The sequence below is a fragment of the Ferrimonas balearica genome, assembly GCF_019802085.1.
Classification (GTDB): domain Bacteria; phylum Pseudomonadota; class Gammaproteobacteria; order Enterobacterales; family Shewanellaceae; genus Ferrimonas; species Ferrimonas balearica_B.
This window is the reverse complement of sequence record NZ_JAHVHV010000002.1, coordinates 655,280-678,568: the sequence shown is the minus strand read 5'-3', so window position 1 is coordinate 678,568 and position 23,289 is coordinate 655,280. Positions and strand designations below refer to the sequence as shown.

20 protein-coding genes are annotated in these 23,289 nt (G+C 65.2%); 4 read left to right on the top strand and 16 right to left on the bottom strand.

The features are described 5' to 3' along the window. The first annotated feature begins 4 nt into the window (after window positions 1–4). Entirely contained in the window at window positions 5–1,498 is a 1,494-nt protein-coding gene (lnt, locus tag KUV81_RS11465; protein WP_222543993.1) for an apolipoprotein N-acyltransferase, read from the top strand. Between the two features lie 61 nt (window positions 1,499–1,559). Here lnt and radA read toward each other — a convergent pair whose 3' ends face one another. Next, window positions 1,560–2,924 (bottom strand): DNA repair protein RadA, encoded by a 1,365-nt coding sequence (radA, locus tag KUV81_RS11460; protein WP_222543992.1) that lies wholly within the window; start codon window positions 2,922–2,924, stop codon window positions 1,560–1,562. Between the two features lie 92 nt (window positions 2,925–3,016). Here radA and KUV81_RS11455 point away from each other — a divergent pair, with 92 nt between their 5' ends. Further along, window positions 3,017–5,362, top strand: a complete 2,346-nt coding sequence (locus KUV81_RS11455; RefSeq protein WP_222543991.1) for a PilZ domain-containing protein — start codon at window positions 3,017–3,019, stop codon at window positions 5,360–5,362. Window positions 5,363–5,371: 9 nt separating this feature from the next. Here the strand turns inward: KUV81_RS11455 and serB are convergent, their stop codons facing one another. After that, complete coding sequence (gene serB / locus KUV81_RS11450) at window positions 5,372–6,286, bottom strand: phosphoserine phosphatase SerB (protein WP_222543990.1); 915 nt, start codon at window positions 6,284–6,286, stop codon at window positions 5,372–5,374. Window positions 6,287–6,384: 98 nt separating this feature from the next. On the opposite strand from serB, the gene KUV81_RS11445 reads away from it, so the two are divergent. Then, window positions 6,385–6,996, top strand: coding sequence for an AhpA/YtjB family protein (locus KUV81_RS11445; RefSeq protein WP_222543989.1), 612 nt, complete (start codon window positions 6,385–6,387; stop codon window positions 6,994–6,996). 18 nt (window positions 6,997–7,014) lie between these two features. On the opposite strand, the gene deoD is transcribed toward KUV81_RS11445, so the two are convergent. The 8 genes from deoD to KUV81_RS11405 all read right to left on the bottom strand — a co-directional run bounded on the left by deoD (window position 7,015) and on the right by KUV81_RS11405 (window position 14,826). Beyond that, a complete protein-coding gene (deoD, locus tag KUV81_RS11440; RefSeq protein ID WP_222543988.1) occupies window positions 7,015–7,719 on the bottom strand; it encodes a purine-nucleoside phosphorylase in 705 nt (234 codons plus the stop codon). Between the two features lie 24 nt (window positions 7,720–7,743). Further along, complete coding sequence (locus KUV81_RS11435) at window positions 7,744–8,958, bottom strand: phosphopentomutase (protein ID WP_222543987.1); 1,215 nt, start codon at window positions 8,956–8,958, stop codon at window positions 7,744–7,746. A 22-nt stretch (window positions 8,959–8,980) separates the two neighbouring features. Then, window positions 8,981–10,303 carry a thymidine phosphorylase gene (gene deoA / locus KUV81_RS11430; protein ID WP_222543986.1) on the bottom strand — a complete coding sequence of 441 codons (1,323 nt, stop codon included), beginning with the start codon at window positions 10,301–10,303 and terminating at the stop codon, window positions 8,981–8,983. Window positions 10,304–10,355: 52 nt separating this feature from the next. Continuing rightward, entirely contained in the window at window positions 10,356–11,129 is a 774-nt protein-coding gene (gene deoC / locus KUV81_RS11425) for a deoxyribose-phosphate aldolase (RefSeq protein WP_222543985.1), read from the bottom strand. Window positions 11,130–11,407: 278 nt separating this feature from the next. Further along, window positions 11,408–12,187, bottom strand: coding sequence for an outer membrane protein OmpK (locus KUV81_RS11420; protein WP_261389346.1), 780 nt, complete (start codon window positions 12,185–12,187; stop codon window positions 11,408–11,410). Between the two features lie 266 nt (window positions 12,188–12,453). Continuing rightward, on the bottom strand, window positions 12,454–13,695 hold the full coding sequence (locus KUV81_RS11415; protein ID WP_222543983.1) for a NupC/NupG family nucleoside CNT transporter: 1,242 nt from the start codon (window positions 13,693–13,695) through the stop codon (window positions 12,454–12,456). Between the two features lie 239 nt (window positions 13,696–13,934). Beyond that, the gene (locus KUV81_RS11410) at window positions 13,935–14,702 is read right to left on the bottom strand and encodes a TatD family hydrolase (RefSeq protein ID WP_222543982.1); all 768 of its coding nucleotides are present in this window, start codon (window positions 14,700–14,702) and stop codon (window positions 13,935–13,937) included. Next, a complete protein-coding gene (locus KUV81_RS11405) occupies window positions 14,686–14,826 on the bottom strand; it encodes a hypothetical protein (RefSeq protein WP_222543981.1) in 141 nt (46 codons plus the stop codon). Before KUV81_RS11405 ends, KUV81_RS11410 begins: the two co-directional genes overlap by 17 nt. Before the next feature lie 128 nt (window positions 14,827–14,954). Here KUV81_RS11405 and KUV81_RS11400 point away from each other — a divergent pair, with 128 nt between their 5' ends. Further along, window positions 14,955–15,434, top strand: a complete 480-nt coding sequence (locus KUV81_RS11400; protein ID WP_222543980.1) for a MarR family winged helix-turn-helix transcriptional regulator — start codon at window positions 14,955–14,957, stop codon at window positions 15,432–15,434. A 45-nt stretch (window positions 15,435–15,479) separates the two neighbouring features. Here KUV81_RS11400 and fahA read toward each other — a convergent pair whose 3' ends face one another. The 6 genes from fahA to KUV81_RS11370 all read right to left on the bottom strand — a co-directional run bounded on the left by fahA (window position 15,480) and on the right by KUV81_RS11370 (window position 23,243). Then, the gene (fahA, locus tag KUV81_RS11395) at window positions 15,480–16,781 is read right to left on the bottom strand and encodes a fumarylacetoacetase (protein WP_222543979.1); all 1,302 of its coding nucleotides are present in this window, start codon (window positions 16,779–16,781) and stop codon (window positions 15,480–15,482) included. Window positions 16,782–16,813: 32 nt separating this feature from the next. Further along, window positions 16,814–18,106, bottom strand: coding sequence for a homogentisate 1,2-dioxygenase (hmgA, locus tag KUV81_RS11390; RefSeq protein ID WP_222543978.1), 1,293 nt, complete (start codon window positions 18,104–18,106; stop codon window positions 16,814–16,816). A 152-nt stretch (window positions 18,107–18,258) separates the two neighbouring features. Next, window positions 18,259–19,842 (bottom strand): peptide chain release factor 3, encoded by a 1,584-nt coding sequence (gene prfC / locus KUV81_RS11385; protein ID WP_222543977.1) that lies wholly within the window; start codon window positions 19,840–19,842, stop codon window positions 18,259–18,261. Window positions 19,843–19,923: 81 nt separating this feature from the next. Then, window positions 19,924–20,958: a DUF2955 domain-containing protein gene (locus tag KUV81_RS11380; RefSeq protein WP_222543976.1), complete on the bottom strand. Its 1,035-nt coding sequence runs from the start codon at window positions 20,956–20,958 to the stop codon at window positions 19,924–19,926. Beyond that, complete coding sequence (locus KUV81_RS11375) at window positions 20,948–22,135, bottom strand: HlyD family secretion protein (RefSeq protein ID WP_222543975.1); 1,188 nt, start codon at window positions 22,133–22,135, stop codon at window positions 20,948–20,950. Before KUV81_RS11375 ends, KUV81_RS11380 begins: the two co-directional genes overlap by 11 nt. Then, on the bottom strand, window positions 22,116–23,243 hold the full coding sequence (locus KUV81_RS11370; RefSeq protein ID WP_222543974.1) for an AI-2E family transporter: 1,128 nt from the start codon (window positions 23,241–23,243) through the stop codon (window positions 22,116–22,118). The genes KUV81_RS11375 and KUV81_RS11370 overlap by 20 nt, the downstream gene beginning before the upstream one ends. Between the last annotated feature and the right edge of the window lie 46 nt (window positions 23,244–23,289).

Sequence of the window (23,289 nt, the reverse complement as noted above, 5' to 3'; positions counted from 1 at the left end):
CCCCATGGCAAACCCCTGGATTGCCGCGTTGATCGCCCTGCTTAGCGGGGCGATTAGCCATCTGGCTTTCTCCCCCTACGGGATCTGGCCCCTGCTGCCCCTCTCCCTGGCCCTGCTGATCTGGCAGTGCCGGGATCGGGGCCCCAAGGCCGCCGCCGGCTTGGGCCTGGCCTACGGCTTCGGCCAGTTCGCCCTGGGGCTGCGCTGGGTCCACGTCAGCATCGACCAGTTCGGCGGCCTGCCGCTGCTGGTATCTTTGCTGCTGATGGCCCTGCTCTGCCTCTACCTGGCCCTCTATCCCGCCCTGGTGATGGGGCTGCTGGCCCGCTTCTTCTCCGCCAACGCCCTCTCCCGGCTGCTGGCCTTCCCCGCCCTCTGGCTGCTGGCCGAGTGGGTGCGCGGCTGGATGCTCACCGGTTTCCCCTGGCTGTGGCTGGGCTACAGCCAGACCGCCGGTCCCCTGACGCCCCTTATCCCCTACATCGGGGTCCTGGGGGTGGGCCTGCTGTTGAGCCTGACTGCCGCGGCCCTGGTGCCCCTGGCCGACAAGCGCTGGGGCTATCTAAGCGTGCCCGTGGCGGTGGCCCTGATGGCCCTGGGCGCCCGAGCAGCGCCCCCCAGCGTCACCAGCCAGGGCAGCCTGGACGTGGCTCTGGTGCAGGGCAACGTTGAGCAGAGCCTCAAGTGGCGACCGGAGATGCTCTGGCCCACCCTGCTCAAGTACCAGGATCTCTCCCGCCCACACATGGACGCCGATCTGGTGATCTGGCCGGAGGCCGCGGTGCCGGCGCCGGAGGCGATGGTCAGCGAGTTCCTGCACCAGTTCGAGCGCGCCACCGTGTTCCGGGAGACAGAGGTGATCACCGGCATCATCAGCATGGACAGCCAGAAGCACTTCTATAACTCCCTGCTGGTGCTCGGCCAGGAGGAGCGCAACGGCCCCTTCAGCCCGGCGGATCCCAACCGCTACCACAAGCACCAGCTGCTGCCCATCGGCGAGTTCGTGCCCCTGGAGGACTGGCTGCGGCCCCTGGCGCCTTTTTTCAACCTGCCGATGTCCTCCTTCAGCCGCGGGGATTACGTCCAGACCAACCTGATGGCCGGTGGCCAGCGCCTGGCCCCGGCGATCTGCTACGAGATCGCCTTCCCGGAGCTGGTGCGGGCCAACGTCAATGCCGGCACCGATCTGCTGCTGACGGTCTCCAACGACGCCTGGTTCGGCGACTCCATCGGCCCCCACCAGCACATGGACATCGCCCGGATGCGAGCCCTGGAACTGGGCCGGCCACTGCTGCGGGTCACCAACAACGGCATCACCGCCATTGTCGACGCCCGGGGCCAGGTTCAATCCCAGCTGCCCCAGTTCGAAACCGGGGTCTTGCGGGACACCGTCGAGCTGGAACGGGCAGACACCGCCTTTCGGGAGTACGGCCAACGGCCGCTCTACCTGATTGCCCTCACCCTGCTGTTCCTCGCCTGGCGCTGGCGTCGGGACTGACGGCCTCAAACGCAAAAACGCCGCCCTTCGGGGCGGCGTTTTGTTTGGCACGGGGGCGGCGTTACAGGGCGTCCAGGGCCTCGGTCAATTTGCTCACCCCAATCACCTCCATCCCCTCGATGGCTTGGCGGGGGGCGTTACCCTTGGGCACGATGGCCCGGCGGAAGCCGTGCTTGGCCGCCTCGGACAGGCGCTCCTGGCCGTTGGTCACCGGCCGGATCTCCCCGGACAGCCCCACTTCACCGAACACCACCAGGTCCCGGCTCAGGGTGTGATCCCGGAAGCTGGAGACCATCGCCAGCAGCAGCGCCAGGTCGGCGCCGGTTTCCGCCACCTTGACCCCGCCCACCACGTTGGCGAACACGTCCTGATCCGACATCATCATGCCGCCGTGACGGTGCAGCACCGCCAGCAGCATCGCCAGGCGGTTCTGCTCCAGCCCCACCGCCACCCGACGGGGGTTGGCCAGTTGACTGTGATCCACCAGCGCCTGCAGCTCCACCAGCAGCGGCCGGGTGCCCTCCCACACCACCATCACCACCGAGCCAGGGGACTGCTCCTCCCCCCGGGAGAGGAAGATGGCGGAGGGGTTGGCGACCTCCTTGAGGCCCTGGCCGGTCATGGCGAACACCCCCAGCTCATTGACCGCCCCGAAGCGGTTCTTGTGGCTGCGCAGGGTGCGAAAACGGCTGTCGCCGTTGCCATCCAGCAGCACCGAGCAGTCGATGCAGTGCTCCAGCACCTTGGGGCCGGCCAGGGTGCCGTCCTTGGTGACGTGGCCCACCATAAAGATGGCGACGTTGTTCTGCTTGGCAAAGCGGGTCAGGTAGGCGGCGCTCTCCCGCACCTGGGCCACCGAGCCCGGCGCCGACTGGACGTCCGCCATGTGCATCACCTGGATGGAGTCGATCACCATAATCGCCGGCTTCTCCTTCTCCGCCACCAGGCAGATCTGCTCCACCGAGGTTTCCGACAGCATCTTCAGCTTGTCGGTGGGCAGGGACAGCCGGTTGGCCCGCATCGCCACCTGTTGCAGCGACTCCTCACCGGTGACGTAGAGCGCCCCCATGGACTGGGAGAGCTGACACATCACCTGCAAAAGCAGCGTGGACTTGCCCGCGCCGGGGTTACCGCCGATGAGGATCGCCGCCCCGGGCACCACACCGCCCCCCAGCACCCGATCCAGCTCCGAGTAGCCCGTGGAGAAACGGGGCACCTCGGTCAGGTCGATCTCCGCCAGGGTCTGCACCGGGCTGGAGCCGGACCCGGCGTAGCCGCTGTATCGGTCGGTGCGGACGGCCTTTGCGGCCCCCAGGCGCACCTCGGTCAGGGTGTTCCAGGCACCGCAGGCGTTGCACTGGCCCTGCCAACGGGGGTGGTCGGCGCCGCAGTCGTTGCAGACGTAGGCGGATTTTGCTTTTGCCATTGAAATATCAATATTCTGTGGGAAGGCGGTCATTATCACCGATGGCCGTTCGGGGTTACAATGGCCACGAGAATTGGAATCGACCGGAACAGATGGACAAGCACGCCGCGCTCATCGAGCAGCTCAAACCCCTCCTCCAGGACAAGGAGTTCGACCTCCTGTTTCAGAAGCTTTGCCACGATGTGCCCAGCTCGGAGCGCTTCCTGGTGAAGATGGAGCTCAACCGCCTTAACCAGCCCAGTCGCCAGGTGATCGACTTACGCGACCGGCTGGCCGACTGCCAGCCCCAGCCCATCGGCGGCGTCACCCATTTCCTCGATACCGAGGCCAGTGGGCGCCTGAGCGAGCAGGTGCGGCTGTACGGCGATCGCCTCACCGTGGGCGCGGTGGAGTCGGTGCTGGCCCACTACCGTCCGGAGCGTCACCCGGACAAGCCTCAAAGCCCCCAACACCCGGCCAACCCGCCCCGCCCCCCGGGGCAGATGGGCGGCCAGTTGCTGGGCCACTACGTCACCCGGGGGGAGACCCGACGCACCTTCTCCACCGAGGTCCAGGTGCACCAGGGCCAGGGGCCCCGCGTCGAGGGCTTGACCCTGGATCTCTCCGTCGGCGGCTGTCAGCTGCGTCTGCCCGGAGATTGCCGGCTGGACTCGAACAAGCCCCTGGTGGTGCGCTTCGTCGCCCTGGGCAAGGAGTTTCTCGCCCCGGCCATGAGCGCCGGGATCCCCTACCAGATCCTCAAGATCCAGCGGCGCAAGGGTTACCAGTACGTGCGGATGAAACGCCAGGACGGCGAGCCGGGTCAGGAGCAGGAGCTGGGCCGGGTGTTGCAGGCCAGCAGCCTGCGCACCACACCGGAGATCAACCATCTGCTGGCCACCACCCGCAGCCACGGCTACGAGCGTCACTTCCTGTCGAAGATGACCGCCCTGCCCCTGTTCTTCAAACTCGACGCCGAGCACCTGGTGCCAGTGCTGGCCCTGGAGACCGAACACAACCAGTCGGTGCTCAGCCACTGGCAGAACGAGCGGGGGGTCAATCAGCTGGCGGCGGCCCTGGGCACCTTGCGACTCAGCCGTCTGCTGCAGGCCCCGGAGGAGGCCGCCCACCGTCTGCTGTTCAGTTTCCAGCACCGTCAGCAGGAGCAGGTGATCTTCTTCAGCGCCACCCTCTACGAGCTGCAGCACAGTGGCCTGCTGGCCACCTTTTTGCACACCGCCAGCCAGCGCACCAGCTTCCAGGTCCACCGCCTGGGGCTGCACGCCCTGTCGGACGGGGATCGCCAGCTGGCGCTGCGCTGCCCGGTCACCGGGCGCAGCGCCGATCCCCTGGTACAGCAGCAGTTGGGGGAGCTGTCTTTGGTGCTGATGATGGAACCGCTGACCACCGAGGATGCCCTCGCCCAATACCAGCAGTGGTCCCCCGCCGGCGACGCCAACGAGCTGCGCCGGTTCGGCATGGCCCGGCTGGCTCGGGACCCCATCCGGGTATTGCCCTTCCAGCGTCGGGAGCTGCGCCGGGAGGCGCGCTTCGGCCTGCGTACCCAGGCCCTGGTCAAGTTGGGGCGCAAGGTGTACCCGGCCCTCACCCTGGATGTCTCCCCCGGGGGCATCAAACTGCAGCTGGCCGAAGCCCAATCCCTGGAGCGGGACAGCCTGGCGGAGCTTGAGCTGCCCAGCCTTCAGCCCCTGGCAGGCAAACTCAAGCTCAAAGGGATGCCCTACCGGCTGGTGCGGGCCCAGAAGGATGGCCGTACCCTGCACCTGAAGGCCGAGGGGAGCGTGGGCCACAGCGGCGTGGTGTTCCTCTCCCACCTGCTCAGCCAGAACCGGGCCAAGCTGTCGGAGGTGGGCAGTGCCCGCCAGCACCGGCAGATGACTGATGGGCTAAAGGACTTGATGTTCAAGCAGCTGCACAGCCTGCCGGTGTTCGCCCACAAACGCGGCGGCAAGGTGGTGCTGGATCTGCTGGGCCAGTCCGCCACCGAGGATCCCCTGCTGATGCGCCTCACCGACAGCGTGCCGGCCAACTTGGGCTGGCTCCTGGAGCGGGGCGGAGTGCAGGACGCCCTGGGGGACTGGCGCCGCCAGGGAGAAGGTGCCCAGCTGGAGATGGAGTGGCTTATAAAGCTGCCGAGCGCGGCGATGGAGGCCCAGGTGCTGCCGATGAGCGCCGCTCAGCCCTTGGCCGTCCGTCAGCAGTTTGTTCGCGAGGCGATGGAGCAGGAGCGCTTTTTGGCGCTGAAACTGAGGCTGTTCGCCGCCAATCGGCCGGATCTGGATTACCTCCAGCAGGACCTGGCGGCCATCAGCACCCACGCCCTGCATCGGGCCCGGGAGCTGGAGGATATGCTATGGCAGGTGCAGGCGGTGGGTCAGCTGGTGGACATCAGCGATGAAGCCCTGTGCCGCTGTCAGTGGACACCGGCCCAGGAGTAATTGACCGGTTCAGGGGCGCAGCAGCGCCAGCACGGCGTCCAGTCCCAGGTGGGCCAGCGCCACGTCCGCCTGGGCGGCCACCGCCGGTTTGGGGTGCACCCCCACCCCCAGTCCCGCCGCCGCCAGCATTGGCAGATCGTTGGCCCCATCCCCCATCGCCACCCGCTGGGCCGGCGCAATGCCCCAACGTGCGCCCAACTCTTCGAGGATCGCCGCCTTGCGGGCGGCATCGACGATGGCCCCGTCCACCTCACCGGTAAAGACGCCGTCGCAGACGGTCAGGTCGTTGGCTTCGATGTAATCCAGTCCCGCCGCTTCGGCCACCGCTTTGGCCACCGGGGTAAAGCCGCCGGAGGCCAGCGCCAGGCGCCAGCCCCGCTGTTTCAGGGCCTGGCAAAGGGTGACCAGTCCCGGCATCAGCGGTGGCTGCTGGGCGATGTCGCCCAGTACCGACTCCGGGATCCCCTTAAGCATCGCCACCCGCCGGCGCAGCGATTCGGCAAACTCCAGCCCCCCGGCCATCGCCTGGGCGGTCACCGCCGCCACCTGGTCGTAGACCCCGCCCTGGCGGGCGATCTCATCGATGCACTCGATGGTGATGGCGGTGGAGTCCATGTCCATCAGCAGCAGACCCGGCTGGGCCAGGCTGGGCAGGTTGGGTGGCAGGATGAGCAGCTCACACCCCTCGGGGGCGGCGGGCAGCGCATCGAATTCACGGCCCTGCCAGCCGACCCGCTGCAGGCCGCCGGGCAGGTTCTCCGCCACCACGGCGTTCAGGGGGCCGCACTGGGCCAGCACCGCCTCGCCCTGGGCTCGGGTCAGGGACGACCCTAGCAGCATCAGGGTGGGCCGATGGGGCTCCCAGGGCAGGAGATCGGAGGCCAGTTGCGGGATCAGGGGCGCATCCGGGGAGAGCGGGGCCATGATAAATCCTTGTATCACTTCTGTTCTTTGGCGCTACCCATTATAAAGAGAGAAACCGAGATGGAAACGGATCTTCCCGTATGCTGTGGCGCAACCGTATGAGAGTCTGGCGTGTTTTGCAGATGGGCCTGGCCCTGACCCTGCTGGTGGGGATCCTCCAGTTGTGGCTCAGCAGCGAGCGCCAGGCCCGGCTGCTGCTGGACCGACAGACCGATCTGCTGGCCGACTCCATGGTCCGCCAGGCCGCCCACGCGGCGGCCCCCGCCCTGAAGCTGGACGAGCCGGAGCAGCTCAACTGGCTGGTCCACTCCCTGGTGGCGGACCCTCGCATCGTCTCCGCTACCGTGTTCAGCCGTGAGGGGCATCGCCTGGCCAGCGAGCAATCCCTGTTCCCCACCGAGCAGTTGCCGGAGGCCGAGGTGGTGGATCGCGCCCTGCAACGTTTTGCCCCGCTGACCGCCGCGGTGCGCCAGGACAGCGAGGTGCTGGGGTACCTGAGGATCCGCATCAACCGTTCGCTGTTTTTCCGCGACAACAAAGTGATGCTGGAGCGCCACCATCACCAGCAGCAGTTGATGCTGTTATTGGCGGGCCTGATTGGCACCCTGCTGGCCCGGGCCCTCTCCTTTAAACGGGCCCGCTTCAGTTACGAGCAGCGCCTCAAACGGCTGGCCCAAAAAAAGGGGGCCGCCGAAGCGACCCCCTCCTAGCCCAATGGCCCGGCCGGATTACAGCAGGGACTCCAGGGTCATGGTGATCATGTCGTTGAAGGTGTTCTGACGCTCCTCCGCGGTGGTGGCTTCACCGGTGCGGATGTGGTCGGAGACGGTCACCACGCACAGCGCCTTGGCACCGAACTCGTGGGCCACGCCGTACAGGCCGGCGGCTTCCATCTCAACCCCCAGTACGCCCATCTTCTCCATCACGTCGAACATCTCCGGGTCCGGGGTGTAGAAGAGATCGGCGGAGAAGACGTTGCCCACCCGCACCGGGATCCCGGCCTGGCCGGCGGCGTCCACCACCTTGCTCAGCAGACCGTAATCGGCGATGGCGGCGAAGTCGTTGTCCTTGAAGCGGGTGCGGTTCACCTTGGAATCGGTGCAGGCGCCCATGCCGACGATCACGTCGCGGACCTTCACATCGGTGGAGATGGCACCGCAGCTGCCCACGCGGATGAGGTTCTTCACCCCGTACTCGGTGATCAGCTCCTTGGCGTAGATGGAGCAGGAGGGGATCCCCATGCCGGACCCCATCACTGAGACCTTCTTGCCCTTGTAGGTGCCGGTAAAGCCCAGCATGTTGCGAACGTCGGTCACCTGCTCCACGTTCTCCAGGAAGGTTTCCGCGATGTACTTGGCGCGCAGCGGATCGCCCGGGAAGAGCACGGTTTCAGCGAAGGCACCGGCGGGTGCGTTAATGTGAGGCGTAGCCATGAAATGACCCCATTTCGTCAGTTGTTATAAAAAGGATTTGCCGTAGTCCATGGGTTCCAGCCCGAAGTGGCTGGCCAGGGACTGGCCGATGTCGGCAAAGCTGTCACGCTTGCCCAGGGAACCCGGCTGGACTCCGGGCCCAAAAAGGATGACCGGCACGTGCTCACGGGTGTGGTCCGTGCCCGTCCAGGTGGGATCGCAGCCGTGATCGGCGGTGATCACCACGATGTCCCCCGGTTGCAACCGGGACATCAGCTCCGGCAACCGGGTGTCGAAATACTCCAGCGCCGCGGCGTAACCGGTGATGTCCCGGCGGTGGCCGTAGGCGGAGTCGAAATCCACGAAGTTGGTGAAGATGAGGCTGTGGGTGCCGGCTTCATCCACCGCCGCCAGGGTCTCATCCCACAGCGCCTCCAGGCCGGTGGCCTTGCGCTTCTGGGTGATGCCGCAGTGGGCGTAGATGTCGGAGATCTTGCCGACGGAGATCACCTCGCCCCCGTCCGCCTTGAGCTTGTCCAGCACCGTGGGGGCCGGCGGCTCCAGCGCGTAGTCCCGGCGGTTGCCGGTGCGGGCGAAGTCCATGGCGCTCTGGCCAACGAAGGGCCGGGCGATCACCCGACCGATGTTGTAGGGCTCCAGCTCCTCACGGGTGATCTCGCACAGCTCATAGAGCCGCTCCAGACCAAAGCTCTCCTCGTGACAGGCGATCTGGAACACGCTGTCCGCCGAGGTGTAGAAGATGGGCGCACCGGTGCGCATGTGCTCCTCACCGAGGCGCTCCAGGATGGCGGTACCGGACGCGTGGCAGTTACCCAGGAAACTCTCCAGGCCCGCCCGCTTTAGGATCTTGTCGGTCAGCTCCTTGGGGAAGCTGTTCTGCTTATCGGTGAAGTAGCCCCAGTCGAACAGCACCGGCACACCGGCCATCTCCCAGTGACCACTGGGGGTGTCCTTGCCGGAAGAGAGCTCGGCGGCAAAGCCGTAGGCCCCGGTGACCTCCGCCTCCAGGTTGAAGCCGGCGGGCACCTTGCCGGTGCTCTCGAAGCCCAGTCGAGCCAGGCCCAACTGGGTGAGGTTGGGCAGATGAAGCGGGCCGCTTCGGCCCACCTCGGCGCCGCCCTCGGCGCACACCTGGGCGATGTGGCCAAAGGTATCGGCCCCCTCATCGCCAAACTGGGCGGCATCGGCGCTGGCACCGACCCCGAACGAATCCATCATAAGCACTATGGCTCGAGTCATGACACCTCCTGTCACCGGTTCGTCAATTGCGAACCAGTCGATACACTTCCGGATCCGCCGCCGGCGCCGCCTCACCCAGGGTGATGGCGTCGCGCAGGGCGGTCGCGGCCGCCTGCCACTGGGCCTCGTCGTTGGCGTGCAGCATCGCCAGCGGCGTGCTGCTGTCCACGCTTTGGCGCAGGGTGCAGATCTGGTCGAAGCCCACACTGTGGTCGATGCTGTCGCTGGCCACCTTGCGGCCACCGCCGAGGTTGACCACCGCCATGCCGATGGCGCGGGTGTCCATGGCGGTCACAAAGCCACTGTGTTGAGCATAAACCGGCTTCACCACCTTTGCCGTGGGCAGGTAGCGGGCCGGATTGTCCATAAAGTCGTTGGGGCCCCCGAGGCCGGCCACCATCTTGCCGAAGTGCTCGGCGGCGGCGCCACTGGCCAGGGCCTGCTCCAGCATCTGCCAGGCGTGCTCCGGGTCCCGGGCCAGTTTGCCCAGCACCAGAAGTTCCGCCCCCAAAGAGAGCGTCACCCGGTGCAGCCGGGGGTTGCGTCGGGCCCCGGTGAGGTAGTCCACCGCCTCGCGCACCTCCACCGCATTGCCGGCGCTGGAGGCCAGCACCTGGTTCATGTCGGTGAGCAGGGCCGAGGTGGGCACCCCAGCACCATTGGCCACCTCGACGATGCTCTGGGCCAGGGCTTCAGAGGCCTCGTAAGTGGGCATAAAGGCACCGCTGCCCACCTTGACGTCCATCACCAGCGCGTCCAGACCGGCGGCCAGTTTCTTGGACAGGATGGAGGCGGTGATCAGGGAGATGGAATCGACGGTGGCGGTAACGTCCCGGGTGGCGTAGAAACGCTTGTCCGCGGGGGCCAGATCGCCGGTCTGGCCGATGATGGCCACCCCGGCGTCCTTGACCACCTCACCGAAGCGGCGGTTGTCCGGCACGATGTTGTAACCGGGGATCGACTCCAGCTTGTCCAGGGTGCCGCCGGTGTGGCCCAGGCCCCGACCGGAGATCATCGGCACGTAGGCGCCGCAGGCGGCGATCAGCGGCCCCAGCATCAGGGAGACCACGTCCCCCACCCCGCCGGTGGAATGCTTGTCGAGGATGGGCCCATCCAGGTTCAGGTGGTCCCAGGAAAGTACGGTACCGGAGTCGCGCATGCCGGTGGTCAGGGCCACCCGCTCCTCCATGGTCATGTCCTTGAAGAACACCGCCATGGCGAAAGCGGCGATCTGCCCCTCGCTCACGGTGTTGTCGGCGATCCCCTGGACGAAAAAACGGATCTCTTCAGCGCTCAGCACTTCGCCGTCGCGCTTTTTACGAATGATCTCTTGCGGTAGAAACATCCTTTGCCCCCTACCCAAAATCAGGGGGGCCGGAGAACGGCCCCAATGCGTCTTAGTAGGCCTGGCTGTCCGCCGGACCCTCACCGTGCCCCAGGGTCTGGAGCAGACTGGCCAGCAGGCTGGAGGCCCCGAAGCGGAAGGTGCGGGGGGAGACCCAGTCCGGCCCCAGGATGGAGGCGGCCAGGTCCAGGTATTCGGCGGCCTGCTCGGCGTTGCGCACCCCACCGGCCGGCTTGAAGCCCACGGAGGTGTCCTTGTCGCGGATCACCTCCATCATGATGCGGGCCGCTTCCAGGGTGGCGTTGACCGGCACCTTGCCGGTGGAGGTCTTGATGAAGTCGGCACCGGCGTCGATGCTGAGCTCGGAGGCGCGACGAATGAGGGCCTCCTCTTTCAACTCACCGGACTCGATGATCACCTTGAGCAGCACCTGATCACCACAGGCGGCCTTGCAGGCCTTGACCAGTTCGAAACCCACGGTCTCGTTGCCGGCCATCAGGGCCCGGTAGGGGAACACCACGTCCACCTCGTCGGCCCCGTAAGCCACGGCGGCCTTGGTCTCGGCCACGGCGATCTCGATGTCGTCGTTGCCGTGGGGGAAGTTGGTGACGGTGGCGATCTGAACCTCGGCGGCGCCGATGGCGTTCAGAGTCTTGCGGGCGATGGGGATGAAGCGGGGGTAGATGCAGATGGCGGCAGTGTTGCCAGCCGGAGATTTGGCGTCATGACAAAGCTTTATCACCTTCTCGTCGGTGTCGTCGTCATTCAAAGTCGTCAGATCCATTAGGGACAAGGCACGCAGTGCGGCGGCGTTCATATCGCTCATGGAATACTCCCAGTTCCGGTTGATTGTACGCAGTATAGATAACACCCTCGCCCCACGGAGACGGGTCAGGTCGTTTTGTGAAGTGGCCCGGAAAGGGGCACGACGAACCAGCTCTCGTCACGTGAAGGCGACGCGGACTTGGTTCCTTGAAGACTTAAGAAGGGCTCTGTTTGAAACGCCAACTTTCGCGAAAAATCCTTTTTCCCGCAAAAACGTGGTCGATAATAACAAAAAGGGTCTGCCGTTGGCAGACCCTTTTTTACACTTCTGAAAATAACTTAGAAGTTGTACTTCAGAGTGTAGATCAGAGCGTCACCGTAGTTGGCATCACCCAGCTTCTGGTCGAAGTAGCGGTACTGCAGACCGGCGGTGAAGTTGTTCGGCAGGTGCCACCACAGGGCAACCGCACCGTTCTGACCGTAGCTGTCCAGCTGACGGCCGTCGGCGCCGTTACGGAACTGGTCCTTACGACCGAACTCGGTCTCGTGCCACTGGGAGATGGACAGCTTCTGACCGCCAACCTGGAAGTCGTAGCCCAGTACCCAGCCAGCCATGTAGCCGTTGAAGCCGTTACCGGCGAAGGTCTGGTTTTCGATGTGAGCACCGATGAAGGGCTTCATCCAGAAACCGGACTTGGTGAAGATGTCGTAGCTGGCACCCAGAACCACGTTGGTGTCGAAGAAACCGGTGTCTTCGAAGTGGTATACGTGGCCGTACAGGTTCCAGTTGGACTGACCGATGTTAACGGCAACAGAACCTTTGGTGGCGATGCGGAAGCCTTTGCCTTCGGCAGCAGCGTCTTCGTCACCCAGGTTTTGCGGGTTCTCGATGTCGAAGAAACCGTACACGTCACCCCAGGAGAAGCCGGCACCGCCTTCCACTTCCAGGTACATGAAGTCTTTCTTGCCACCGAAAGAGGCGCGGTCTTCGGCCTTATCGGTCCAATCCAGGTAGTTTACGGAAGCAGTAGCGAAGCCGTAGAGCTGCTCGGCGGACGCCGGAGCAGACATGGCCAGAGCGGCAGCGCCGGCTACGGCCAGAGTAGAAAACTTGTTCATCATCAACCCCTGTGTATACAGATCATTTTTTAATTAGGACCCACTATCCGTGCAGGCAGGCGCATTGTATCCACTTGAGCCGTTCAAGCAATATCCACAGGCGAGAGCAAGGGCCCCAGGTCTCCCGAGTGTGCGCCAGATCCCATTTTCGGGGTGCAATACTAGACTTTTTACTCTGAACTGTCTTCAGCCTGAACTGAATTTATTTACTGTCTGAACACAAAAAAGGCGGCCTTTCGGCCGCCTTTTTGCCTGTTTCCCAGTGATTAAAGGGAGAGGAACAGGCCCGCCAGGGTGGCGCTCATCAGGTTGGACAGGGAGCCGGCCACCACGGCACGCAGGCCCAGCTTGGCCAGATCGTGACGACGGTTGGGCGCCATGGCCCCCAGGCCACCGAGCAGGATGGCGATGGAGGAGAGGTTGGCGAAACCACAGAGGGCGAAGGCGATGATCGCCTGGGTGCGGTCGGTCATCACGGCGCCGTTGATCAGGGCCTCACCGTTGATGTAGGGGGCGAAGTTCACGTAGGCCACGAACTCGTTGACCACGATCTTCTGACCGATAAAGGAGCCGGCCACGGTGGCTTCCTCCCAGGGCACGCCCATCAGGAAGGCCAGCGGGGCAAAGACGTAACCGAGGATCACCTCCAGGGTCAGGCCTTCCATGCCCACCAGGCCACCGGCCCAGCCGATGATGCCGTTGATCAGGGCGATCAAGCCGATGAAGGCCAACAGCATGGCACCGACGTTCAGGGCCAGCTGCATCCCGGAGGAGGCACCGGCGGCGGCGGCATCCAGCACGTTGGCGGGCTTGTCTTCCGGCTCACCGATGTCTTCCATGTGCTGCTTGGGCTCTTCGGTTTCCGGATGCATCAGCTTGGCCATCAGCAGTCCACCGGGGGCGGCCATAAAGGAGGCGGCAATCAGGTATTCCAGGGGCACGCCCAGACCGGCGTAACCGGCCAGAACGGAACCGGCCACGGACGCCAGACCACCGGTCATGATGGCGAACAGCTCAGACTGGGTCATGGTGGGAATGAAGGGGCGCACCACCAGCGGGGCTTCGGTCTGGCCCACGAAGATGTTGGCGGTGGCGGACATGGACTCCGGCTGGCTGGTGCCCAGGGCTTTTTGCAGGGCACCACCGATGATGCGGATCACCCACTGCATGACACCCAGGTAGTAGAGCACGGCGATCAGGGAGGAGAAGAACACGATCACCGGCAGCACGTTGATGGCGAAGATGAAGCCGACCTTGAACTTGGCCAGATCACCGAACAGGAAGCCGATGCCGTCGTTGGCGTAGCCAATGACGCTGGACACCGCCTCGGAGATCCCGCCCAGGATGTCCTTGCCGATGGGCACATAAAGCACGAAGGCGCCCAAGCTCGCCTGAATGGCGAAGGCGCCCCCCACGGTGCGCCAGTTGATGGCGCTACGATTGTTAGACAACCCGAAGGCAATCAGCAGCAGGGTCACGACCCCCACCAGACTCATCACAATACTCATGGACCTGTAATCCTCATTATCTGGACTTTTATGACATTATTGTAATTTGAAGTAAATTCGCGGCCGATTATAGCGCTGGAGAGGAATCAAATCCTACCCCAAAGCTTCAAAATTGGAGTTCAGTAACATCAGACAAGCAAATTTAACAATTGCCAGAGAGGTGTGGGGTCAACGCCTTGACCTCGTGGCAGGACCCAGATAGGGGTAAACATAGCAGTACAGGGAAAATCGGCCCGGGGTTAGACGCTCAGGCGAGGGAAAAGTCGTTGTGTGTTGCGGGTTAACTGCGTGGCCAGAGCCTGAGGATTGGCCCCGCGAAGCTCGGCCAGGGTGGCCAGCACCTGGGGCAGTCGGGCCGGCTCATTGCGCTGGCCCTGATGGCCCTGCAGGGGCATGTCCGGGCTGTCGGTTTCCAGCACCAAAGCGTCGATGGGCACCTGGGCCAGGGTGTGACGGGTTTTGTTGGCCCGCTCGTAGGTGATGACGCCTCCCACCCCCAGGCAGAGTCCATGACGCAGGTACTGACGGGCCAGATCCAGGCTGCCGCTGAAGCCATGCACCACCCCTCCGGCGGGCAGGGTCATGTGAGCCAACAGGCCCAGCAGTTCGTTGTGGGCTTTGCGCACGTGGAGGATCACTGGCAACTTGTGTTGACAGGCCAGTGTCAACTGGGCCTGACAGCAGGCCAGCTGCTCGGCCATGGGGGCCCGGCCGGCCACCGCGTCCAGGCCGCATTCGCCGATGGCCACCAGGGCGTGGGGCCGCTCGAGGCGTTCGGCCAGGGCCTCGAGATCCCCGGGCTGGTGATCAAAGCAGGGGTGCAGCCCCAGGGCCACCCCCACGCCGGGCCCGGCCAGGGCCTCCAGCGCCGCCCACTGGGTGCAATTCACCGCCGGCACCACCAGGGCGGTCACCCCGGCCTGGCGGGCTCGCGCCACCACCTGGTCCCGGTCGGCATCAAAGGCCTCGAGATCCAGGTGGCAGTGGCTGTCAATCAGGCCGGTCACCGCGCTTGAGCGCCTTCTGGGCCTCTTCCGACAGCGGCACACAGCAGCGCTTGTTCTCGGGAGTCAGCCCCAGGCTGTCGAGAAAATCGCAATACCGCTGCCACCAATGCTTCACCCACTTCATCCGCGCCCTCCCCTCGTGTCACGCCCCGCCACTTTAGCAAGCTTCCCCGGCGCGGGAAACGGCCGAGTCCTTGCCAGCGGCGCCCCATCGTCGGAAGATAACCCAATACGACCCAAGGACCGGAGCCCATGGCACAGGACGCCCCCTCGCTGGATCTGCAGCAATTCATGCCCTATCGGCTGGCCAGGCTGGCCAGCCACCTAAGCCAGGAGCTGTCGCAGATCTACGCCCAGCCCCCGTTCGAGATCACCATCGCCGAGTGGCGGATCCTGGCCCAGTTGGCCCAGAGCGGCCGTCTCTCCAGCACGGCCCTGGGCCGGCGTACCGATATGGACAAGACCAAGATCTCCCGCGCCGTGCGCCTGCTGCACGAACGGGGCTGGCTCGACAAGGTTCGGGACAAGGACGACAACCGCATCACCCATCTCTCCCTGAGCGACAGCGGCCGGAGCCTCTACCAGCAGTTGGCCCCCCGGGCCCTGGCCTGGGAGCGCCAGCGCCTCGCGGTGTTGAGCGACGCCGAGCGGAGCCAGCTGATGGCCCTGCTGGACAAACTCGATGACGCCCTCGGGCCCAGTGACCCGCCCCGCGATGGGCTGGGGAGATAAAAAAAAGGTGGGCCTGAGCCCACCTTTTTTTGTGCCTGATTCGCCTTATCGGGCCGGCAGCAGGGTGCTGCGCACCTCGCCAAAGCCGATGCGCGGGGCACCGGGCTTTTCACACACCGCCCGCATGATGATGGTGTCGCCGTCCTCCAGGAAGGTGCGGGTCTCGCCACCGGGCAGAGTGAGCGGTTGCTTACCGCCGCGGGTTAGTTCCAGCAGGGAGCCGGCCTCTTCGGGGGCCGGACCGGACTGGGTACCGGAGCCGAACAGATCCCCGGCGTTGAGGTTACAGCCGTTGACGCTGTGGTGGGTCACCATCTGGCCCAGGGTCCAGTAGGAGTCGCGGAAGTTGGAGCGGGACAGACGCACCGGCGCGTCCATGGTGGGGGTCTGGATCAGACACTCCAGCTGCATGTCCACCGCCCCCTGGGCGCTGTTGGCTGCCCCGGTCAGGTAGGGCAGCGGCTGAGGATCCGCCTCGGGGCGCTGGAAGGGGGCCCGGTAGGGGGCCAGGGCCTCCAGGGTGACGATCCAGGGCGACAGCGTGGAGGCGAAGCTCTTGGAGAGGAAGGGCCCCAGAGGTTGGTACTCCCAGGCCTGGATGTCCCGGGCGGACCAGTCGTTAAGCAGACACAGGCCGAAGACGTGACGCTCCGCCGCTTCGATGTCGATCGCCTCACCCAGGGCATTGCCCTGGCCGATTACGATGCCCACCTCCAGCTCGTAATCCAGTCGCTTGCAGGGGCCGAAGCTGGGCTCCGCCGCGTCCGGGGCCTTGAGCTGCCCCTTGGGACGATGGAACTGCTGGCCGGAGACACCGATGGAGCTTGCCCGGCCGTGGTAACCGATGGGCACCCACTTGTAGTTGGGCAGCAGCGGGTTGTCCGGACGGAACAGGGAGCCGACGGCGGTGGCGTGGTGGATGGAGGTGTAGAAATCGGTGTAGTCGCCGATGGTCATCGCCAGATCGTACTCCAGCTCCGCCAGCGGAATCAGGCAGGAGCTCAGGGCCGCCTGCTCGGCGGCGCCGGTGCGCAGGGCCCGGGAGAGGGCCAGACGCAGGGCCGACCAGGCCTCCTGGCCCTGGGCCATAAAGGCGTTCAGCTTGGGCTGGGCCGCCAGGGCCAGCCACTCGGCCACCACCCCATCGAACACCCCCGCGGCATTGACCGCCGCCAGATCCAGGGCGTGATCGCCGATGGCCACAGCGCCACGGAAGGGTTCGGAGGTCCCGGCCCGGCGGACGGAGGCGAACGGCAGGTTCTGGATGGGGAAATCGCAACCGGCTTGGTTGGCGCTCTCGACCCAGCTGGTGAGCGCCGTGTCGTGGGTTTCATTCAATTGATGCATGGTAATTCCCTTAAGTGTGGTGCCGCGGCGCCTCAGCGCTCGCCGTTAAACTGTTTCTTCAGACCGGACCAGCAGTCCAGATAATCCCGTTGCCGGTGCTCGCTGTCCAGCGCAAAACGGGTGGGCTCGATGACGTAGCGGGACTCGAACATGAACGCCAGGGTGTCCTGGTAGCGCTGGGGGGCCAACTCGGCGTTGCTGGCCTTGTCGAACACCTCGGCCTCCGGGCCGTGGGGGGTCCAGGCGTTGTGCAGACTCATGCCACCGGGTTCGAAGCCCTTCTCCTTGGCGTCGTACACCCCCTCAATCAGCCCCATAAACTCGCTCATCACGTTGCGGTGGTACCAGGGGGGGCGGAAGGTGTTCTCCGCCACCATCCAGCGGGGCGGGAAGATCACAAAATCGATGTTGGCCCAGCCCTCAGTGTCACTGGGGGAGGTGAGCACGGTGAAGATGGAGGGGTCGGGGTGGTCGAAGCTGACGGTGTTCATCACGTTGAACCGGGCCAGCTCGTACTTGTAGGGGGCGCTGTTGCCGGTCCAGGCCACCACGTCCAGGGGGGAGTGGTCCAGCGGCGCGCTGAACAGACCGCCGGCAAACTTGGCCAGCAGCTCGAACGGCGCCTCCCGATCTTCGAACCAGGCCACCGGGTACTGGAAGTCGCGGTCGTTGGCGTAGCCGTTGGCGCCCACCGGGCCCCGCTCCGGCAGCACCAGGGGCGCGCCGTAGTTTTCACACAGGTAGCCGCGGATGGGGCCATCCACCGGACTGATGCGGAACTTGATGCCCCGGGGGATCACCAGGATCTCACCGGGCCCCACCTCCAGCACCCCCAGCTCCGTTTCGGCCCGCAGCGCCCCCTGCTGGGGCACAAACAGCATTTCGCCGTCGGCGTTGTAGAAGCAGCGGTTGCCCATGCCGGTGTTGGCCCGGTAGACGTGGATCCCCATGCCGTGCTGGGCCTTGGCGTCGCCATTGACCGCCACGGTCACCAGGCCGTCGATAAAATCGGTGGGCTGCTGGGGCAGCGGCAGCGGGTCCCAACGCATGGGGTTGGGGGGCGTCGGGACCGACTGGGGAGCGGTTTTCCACAGCTCGTGGTGCAGCGGGGCAAACTCCCCCATGGCGATGGAGGGGCGCAGCCGGTAGGTCCAGGTGCGGCGGTTGGCCGCCCGGGGCGCGGTAAAGGCGGTGGAGTTCAGCTGCTCCGCGTAGAGCCCGTAAGGGCAGCGTTGGGGGCTGAACTGCCCCTGAGGCAGGGCCCCGGGCAGCGCCTCGGTCTCATGTTCGTTGCCAAAACCGTGCAGGTACGTCAGCTCGCTCATGATCCTCATCCTTGAAATTAGTTTCAGATGAAACCAATTTAGGGCGGGGACCTGGGGAACTCAAGACCGACAACACAGGAAGCGTCCGGGGCGGGCGTAAAACCTGGGTGACAGGCAAAAAAAGGGGCGCCGAAGCGCCCCTGGGTTCCCGCTCAGTGTTCGCGGGTTTTGCGGAAGGCCACCTCGGGGTAGCGCTCCTGGGTCAGGTTGAGGTTGACCATGGTGGGGGCGATGTAGGTGAGGTTGTCACCGCCGTCCAGGGCCAGGTTGGTGGAGGCCTTGCGGCGGAACTCATCCAGCTTCTTGGCGTCGTCGCACTCTACCCAGCGGGCGGTGGCCACGTTGATGGGCTCGTAGATCGCCTCCACCTTGTACTCGGACTTGAGGCGGGCCACCACCACGTCAAACTGCAGCACCCCCACGGCGCCCACGATCAGGTCGTTGTTGTCGATGGGCCGGAACACCTGCACCGCACCCTCCTCGGACAGCTGCACCAGCCCCTTGAGCAGCTGTTTCTGCTTCAGCGGGTCTTTGAGACGGATGCGACGGAACATCTCCGGGGCGAAGTTGGGGATCCCGGTGAACTTGAACGCCTCCCCCTGGGAGAAGGTGTCGCCGATCTGGATGGTGCCGTGGTTGTGCAGACCGATGATGTCGCCGGGGAAGGCCTCTTCGGCGTGGCTGCGGTCACCGGCCATAAAGGTCACGGCGTCAGAGATGGTGACGTCCTTACCCAGACGCACGTGGCGCATCTTCATCCCCTTGCTGTAGCGGCCGGAGCAGATCCGCATAAAGGCGATGCGGTCGCGGTGCTTGGGATCCATGTTGGCCTGGATCTTAAACACGAAGCCGGAGAACTTCTCCTCGTCGGCGGTCACTTCCCGGGCGTCGGTGGTGCGTGGCTGGGGCGTCGGCGCCCAGGCGGTCAGGCCATCCAGCATGTGGTCAACGCCGAAGTTGCCCAGGGCGGTGCCGAAGTAGACCGGGGTCAGGTCACCGGAGAGGAACATCTCCAGGTCGAACTCGTTGGAGGCGCCCACCACCAGCTCCAGCTCCTCGCGCAGCACGCCGGCCAGCTCATCGCCCACGGCGGCGTCCAGCTCGGGGTTGTCCAGCCCCTTGATGATCCGCACCTCCTGGATGGTGTGGCCCTGGCCGCTCTGGTAGAGAATGGTTTCGTCCCGGTGCAGGTGATACACCCCCTTGAACTCCTTACCGCAGCCGATGGGCCAGGTGACCGGAGCGCACATGATATTGAGCTCGTTCTCCACCTCGTCCAGCAGCTCCATGGGATCGCGGATGTCCCGGTCCAGCTTGTTCATAAAGGTGACAATGGGGGTGTCACGCAGACGAGTCACTTCCATCAGCTTGCGGGTCCGGTCCTCTACACCCTTGGCCGCGTCGATCACCATCAGGCAGGAGTCCACCGCGGTCAGGGTGCGGTAGGTGTCCTCGGAGAAGTCCTCGTGCCCGGGGGTGTCCAGCAGGTTTACCAGCGCCTCGTTGTAGGGGAACTGCATCACCGAGGTGGTCACCGAGATCCCCCGCTCCTTCTCCATCTCCATCCAGTCGGACTTGGCGTGCTGGCCCGAGCCGCGGCCCTTGACGGTGCCGGCTTTTTGCAGGGCCTGTCCGAACAGCAGCACCTTCTCGGTGATGGTGGTCTTACCCGCATCCGGGTGACTGATGATGGCGAAGGTGCGGCGCTTGGCCACTTCCTGGGCGTGTTGGCTCATGGGATCACTTATCTGGGTTAGGGGACGGATGCCGTAAAAGACCGCGCATTATAGCGCCACTGGCCAGGCAGAAAAAGCGCCCTACCCCGCCTTGGGGCGGATCCAGCCAAAGGCGCGCATCACCCAGGCCCCCAGGGCCAGGTAACAGGTGGCCGCCATCATCTGCGCAATCCGGGTCACCAGGTCCTCCCCCGCCTCCCCGCCGCTGGAGGAGGTGGTGGCGCTGATGAGGATCAGCAAGGTGGTGAAGCCGGTGGCGTAGAGTTTGCCTTTGGGGGAGGTGAACATCAGTTGGCCGAACAGCAGCGCCGACAGCACCATCAGCAGGGCGAAGAAGATCCACATGGGCACCGCCACCAGCAGGTTGTAAAAGAGGATGGCCGCCAGCCCCCCCACCAGGTTGGCCAGGATCATTATCAGCCCCGCCTTGCTGCCCGCCTCCAGGCCAGGACTTTGCGACAGGATGGCCACCAGCACCAGCACCAGCAGATCCCCGGTGCGGTCGGTCAGGTAGATGAACAGCAGCAGCGGCAACACCAGCACGGTGCTGAGCCAGGCGTTGCGAAAGGCGGTGTCCTCATCGGGCAGGGTGACTTCCGGCTTGGGTGGGGGTGGGCCTGAGGGCAGCCAGGCAAAGGCCAGGGCGCACAGCGTCAGGGCGATGGTCAGGGAGCCGAGAAAGCCCAGGGCGAAATCAATGGCCAGGCTGCGGTTGACCAGCCCCAGGGCGGGAAACATCAGGATGGCGATAAGCAGCATGATCACGATAAGCGGGTTGAGTCCCCGCTCCGCCTTGTAGAAGGTGGCGAACAGCAGCAGCGCCTGCAGGGGCACAAACATCAGGGCATAAGGCAGCGCGATGAGCACCAGCAGGATCCCCACCGCGAAGGTGATGGCCACCCCGATGAGCAGCTTGGTGTAGGCCCCCTGGGGCAAGCGCACGCCGGGAGGGCCCAGCATCATGGCGACAAAGATGGGGGAGACCACCGCCAGGCTCCACTCGATGGTCACCGCCAGGATCATGGCGATGGCGGTCCCCAGACCAAAGCGGACAATGGCCCGTTGGCGCCAGAAGTCCGCTTGCGCGTCGGGCAGAGCGGCCGCGTCAGTAGACATAGCTCACCAGGCTCAACAGCCGGATCCAGAACTTGCCCACCCAGTAGAGGAAGCCCCCGTCCTGGGTGTAGATGATCACATCCGCCTGACCGCCCTCGCGACGGTAGCCGATGGTGTCGTTATCTTCGAACTGGATGAGCACCGGGAAGCGCTCCGGATCCCGCAGCCAGCCGGTGGTGGTCACCGGATCCGGCAGGCTGCCCACGGCGCTGCCTGTCTCGAAGTTGATGCCGTAGCTTAAGGAGACCACACGGCCGGCAAACACCCGCCCGGGGGCGGAGTCGAGCACCATCTCCACCGCGTTGCCCGGGGCGATGTGCTCCAGGTTGTTTTCCCGCAGGTAGGCCTCCACCCAGACGTCCTTGGTGGAGATAAAGGTCATCAGCGGCTGACCGGGGTTGGCGTAGTAGCCCACGTCGTAGCGCAGGTTGGACACCAGCCCCAGGCGCGGGGCCCGCACCAGGGTGTTTTCCAGGTCCAGGCGAGCCTGTCCCAGGGCCGCCAGGGCACGCTGCAGTTTGGGGTTGTTCTCGCCGTCGATCCCCGCCTGCTGCTTGGCAACCTCCAGATCCGCCTTGGCCTTCTCCACGCCGGCCTCGGCGTTGTCCAGTTGGGCCTGGGCCCGGTCGACGTCGGTCTGGGAGACGTAGCCCTGATCCGCCACCGCCAGCACCCGGGCCACGTCGGCCTTGATGTTGTTCAAGGTGGTGATGGACTCGATCACCCGGGCCTGGGCCGAAGCCACGTTGGCGGTACCCGCCCCCACCTCTTGGCCCGCCAGGGCCAGTTCGGCTTCGGCGCGCTGCACCGCCAGCTGATAGCTCTCCTGTTCGATGCGGATGAGCACCTGGCCCTGCTCCACCACCTGGTTGTTCTCCACCAGGATCTGGTCGATGCGGCCCGCCACCTGGCTGGCGATGGGCAGCACGTAGGCCCGAACCCGGGCGTTGTCGGTATTGGGGGTGTAACGGTCCGACGCCAGATACCAGAGGAAGATCAGCAGACAGACCAGCAGCAGGGATAGGGAGGTGTTGCGCACCAGCTTGCCGGACTGGGGCGGTGCCTCCGCCGGGGCTTCCGCCTTGGCTTCGGCCTTGGGCTTGGCATCGCTAACCGCAGTGGCGACCTCAGGGGTCGGTTCCGGCCTGGAGTCCCGGTTAGGCTTGTCGTCGCTCATCCGGCGCCTCCTCGACTCCTGAGCCCTCGGTGGCCCCCGCTTCCTCACCGTTGATCCAGGCCACCAGCAGGGTGTACCCCACCGCCAGCACCACAGCACCGGCAAACAGGCCGATGATGCCGGAGAGCATCATGCCGCCGATGGCACCGATGAGGATCACCAGCATGGGCACCTCCATCCCCCGCCCCAGGAACATGGGCTTCAGGAAGCTGTCGCTGCCGCTGACCACCAGAGACCAGATGGCAAAGAGGGTAGCGGAAGTACCGTCATTGACCGAGAAGACGTAGGCGATGATGGGGGCCAGGACGATGATGGGGGGCAATTGGGCGATGGCGAGGATCAGGATCAGCACCATCCAGACGCCGGTGGCGGGGACCCCCACCAGGGCCATCCCGATGCCGGCGGCCAGAGCCTGGATCACCGCCACCCCGAGCACCCCCTTGGCGACGCTGCGGATGGTGTCGGCGGCCAATTTGGGCAGCGGCGAATGGGCGTGACCGGTGACCCGGTTCATCACGCGCTGAACGGCCCCTTGGCAGGCCTCGCCGGTGGTGAGGAATACGCCACAGATGATCACCGACAGACAGAACATGGCCACCCCGCCAAACAGCGAGCCGAGCATCCCCAGCAAGCCGCTCAGGGCACTGCCCACGCTGTCCTTATGCTTGGCCAGGAAGCCGGTGAGGTTGCGCGACGCGTGAGACCAGCTCTGGTAGGCCTGCTCGCCAATCAGGGGCCAGCCTTTGACCTGCTCCGAGGGCGGCGGAATCTCCAAAGTGCCGGCCTGCAACTGCTCGGTGAAGCGCCCGGCGCTGTCCACCACCCCGCCCCCTAGAGCGAAGGTGGGCACCAGCAGAATCGCCAACCCCACCAAAGTGATGATGGTGGCCGAGAGCTTGGCCTTGCCCCCCAGTTTGGCGGTCAGCCCCAGGTGCATGGGGTAGAGCGCCACCGCCAAGAGCGCGGCCCAGAGCACGGGCACCAGGAAGGGACGGACAATCTGGAAACACCAGATGAGGAGGATGGCGATGAAACCCAGCTTGATCATCGCTTCGATGACCTGCCGTTCGATGACACGGTCATCTTGCGGAACGGGCGAAGTGGCCATGGGAACTCCTTAGAGTCACAAAGGGGCGCGGCCTGACGGGGTCAGG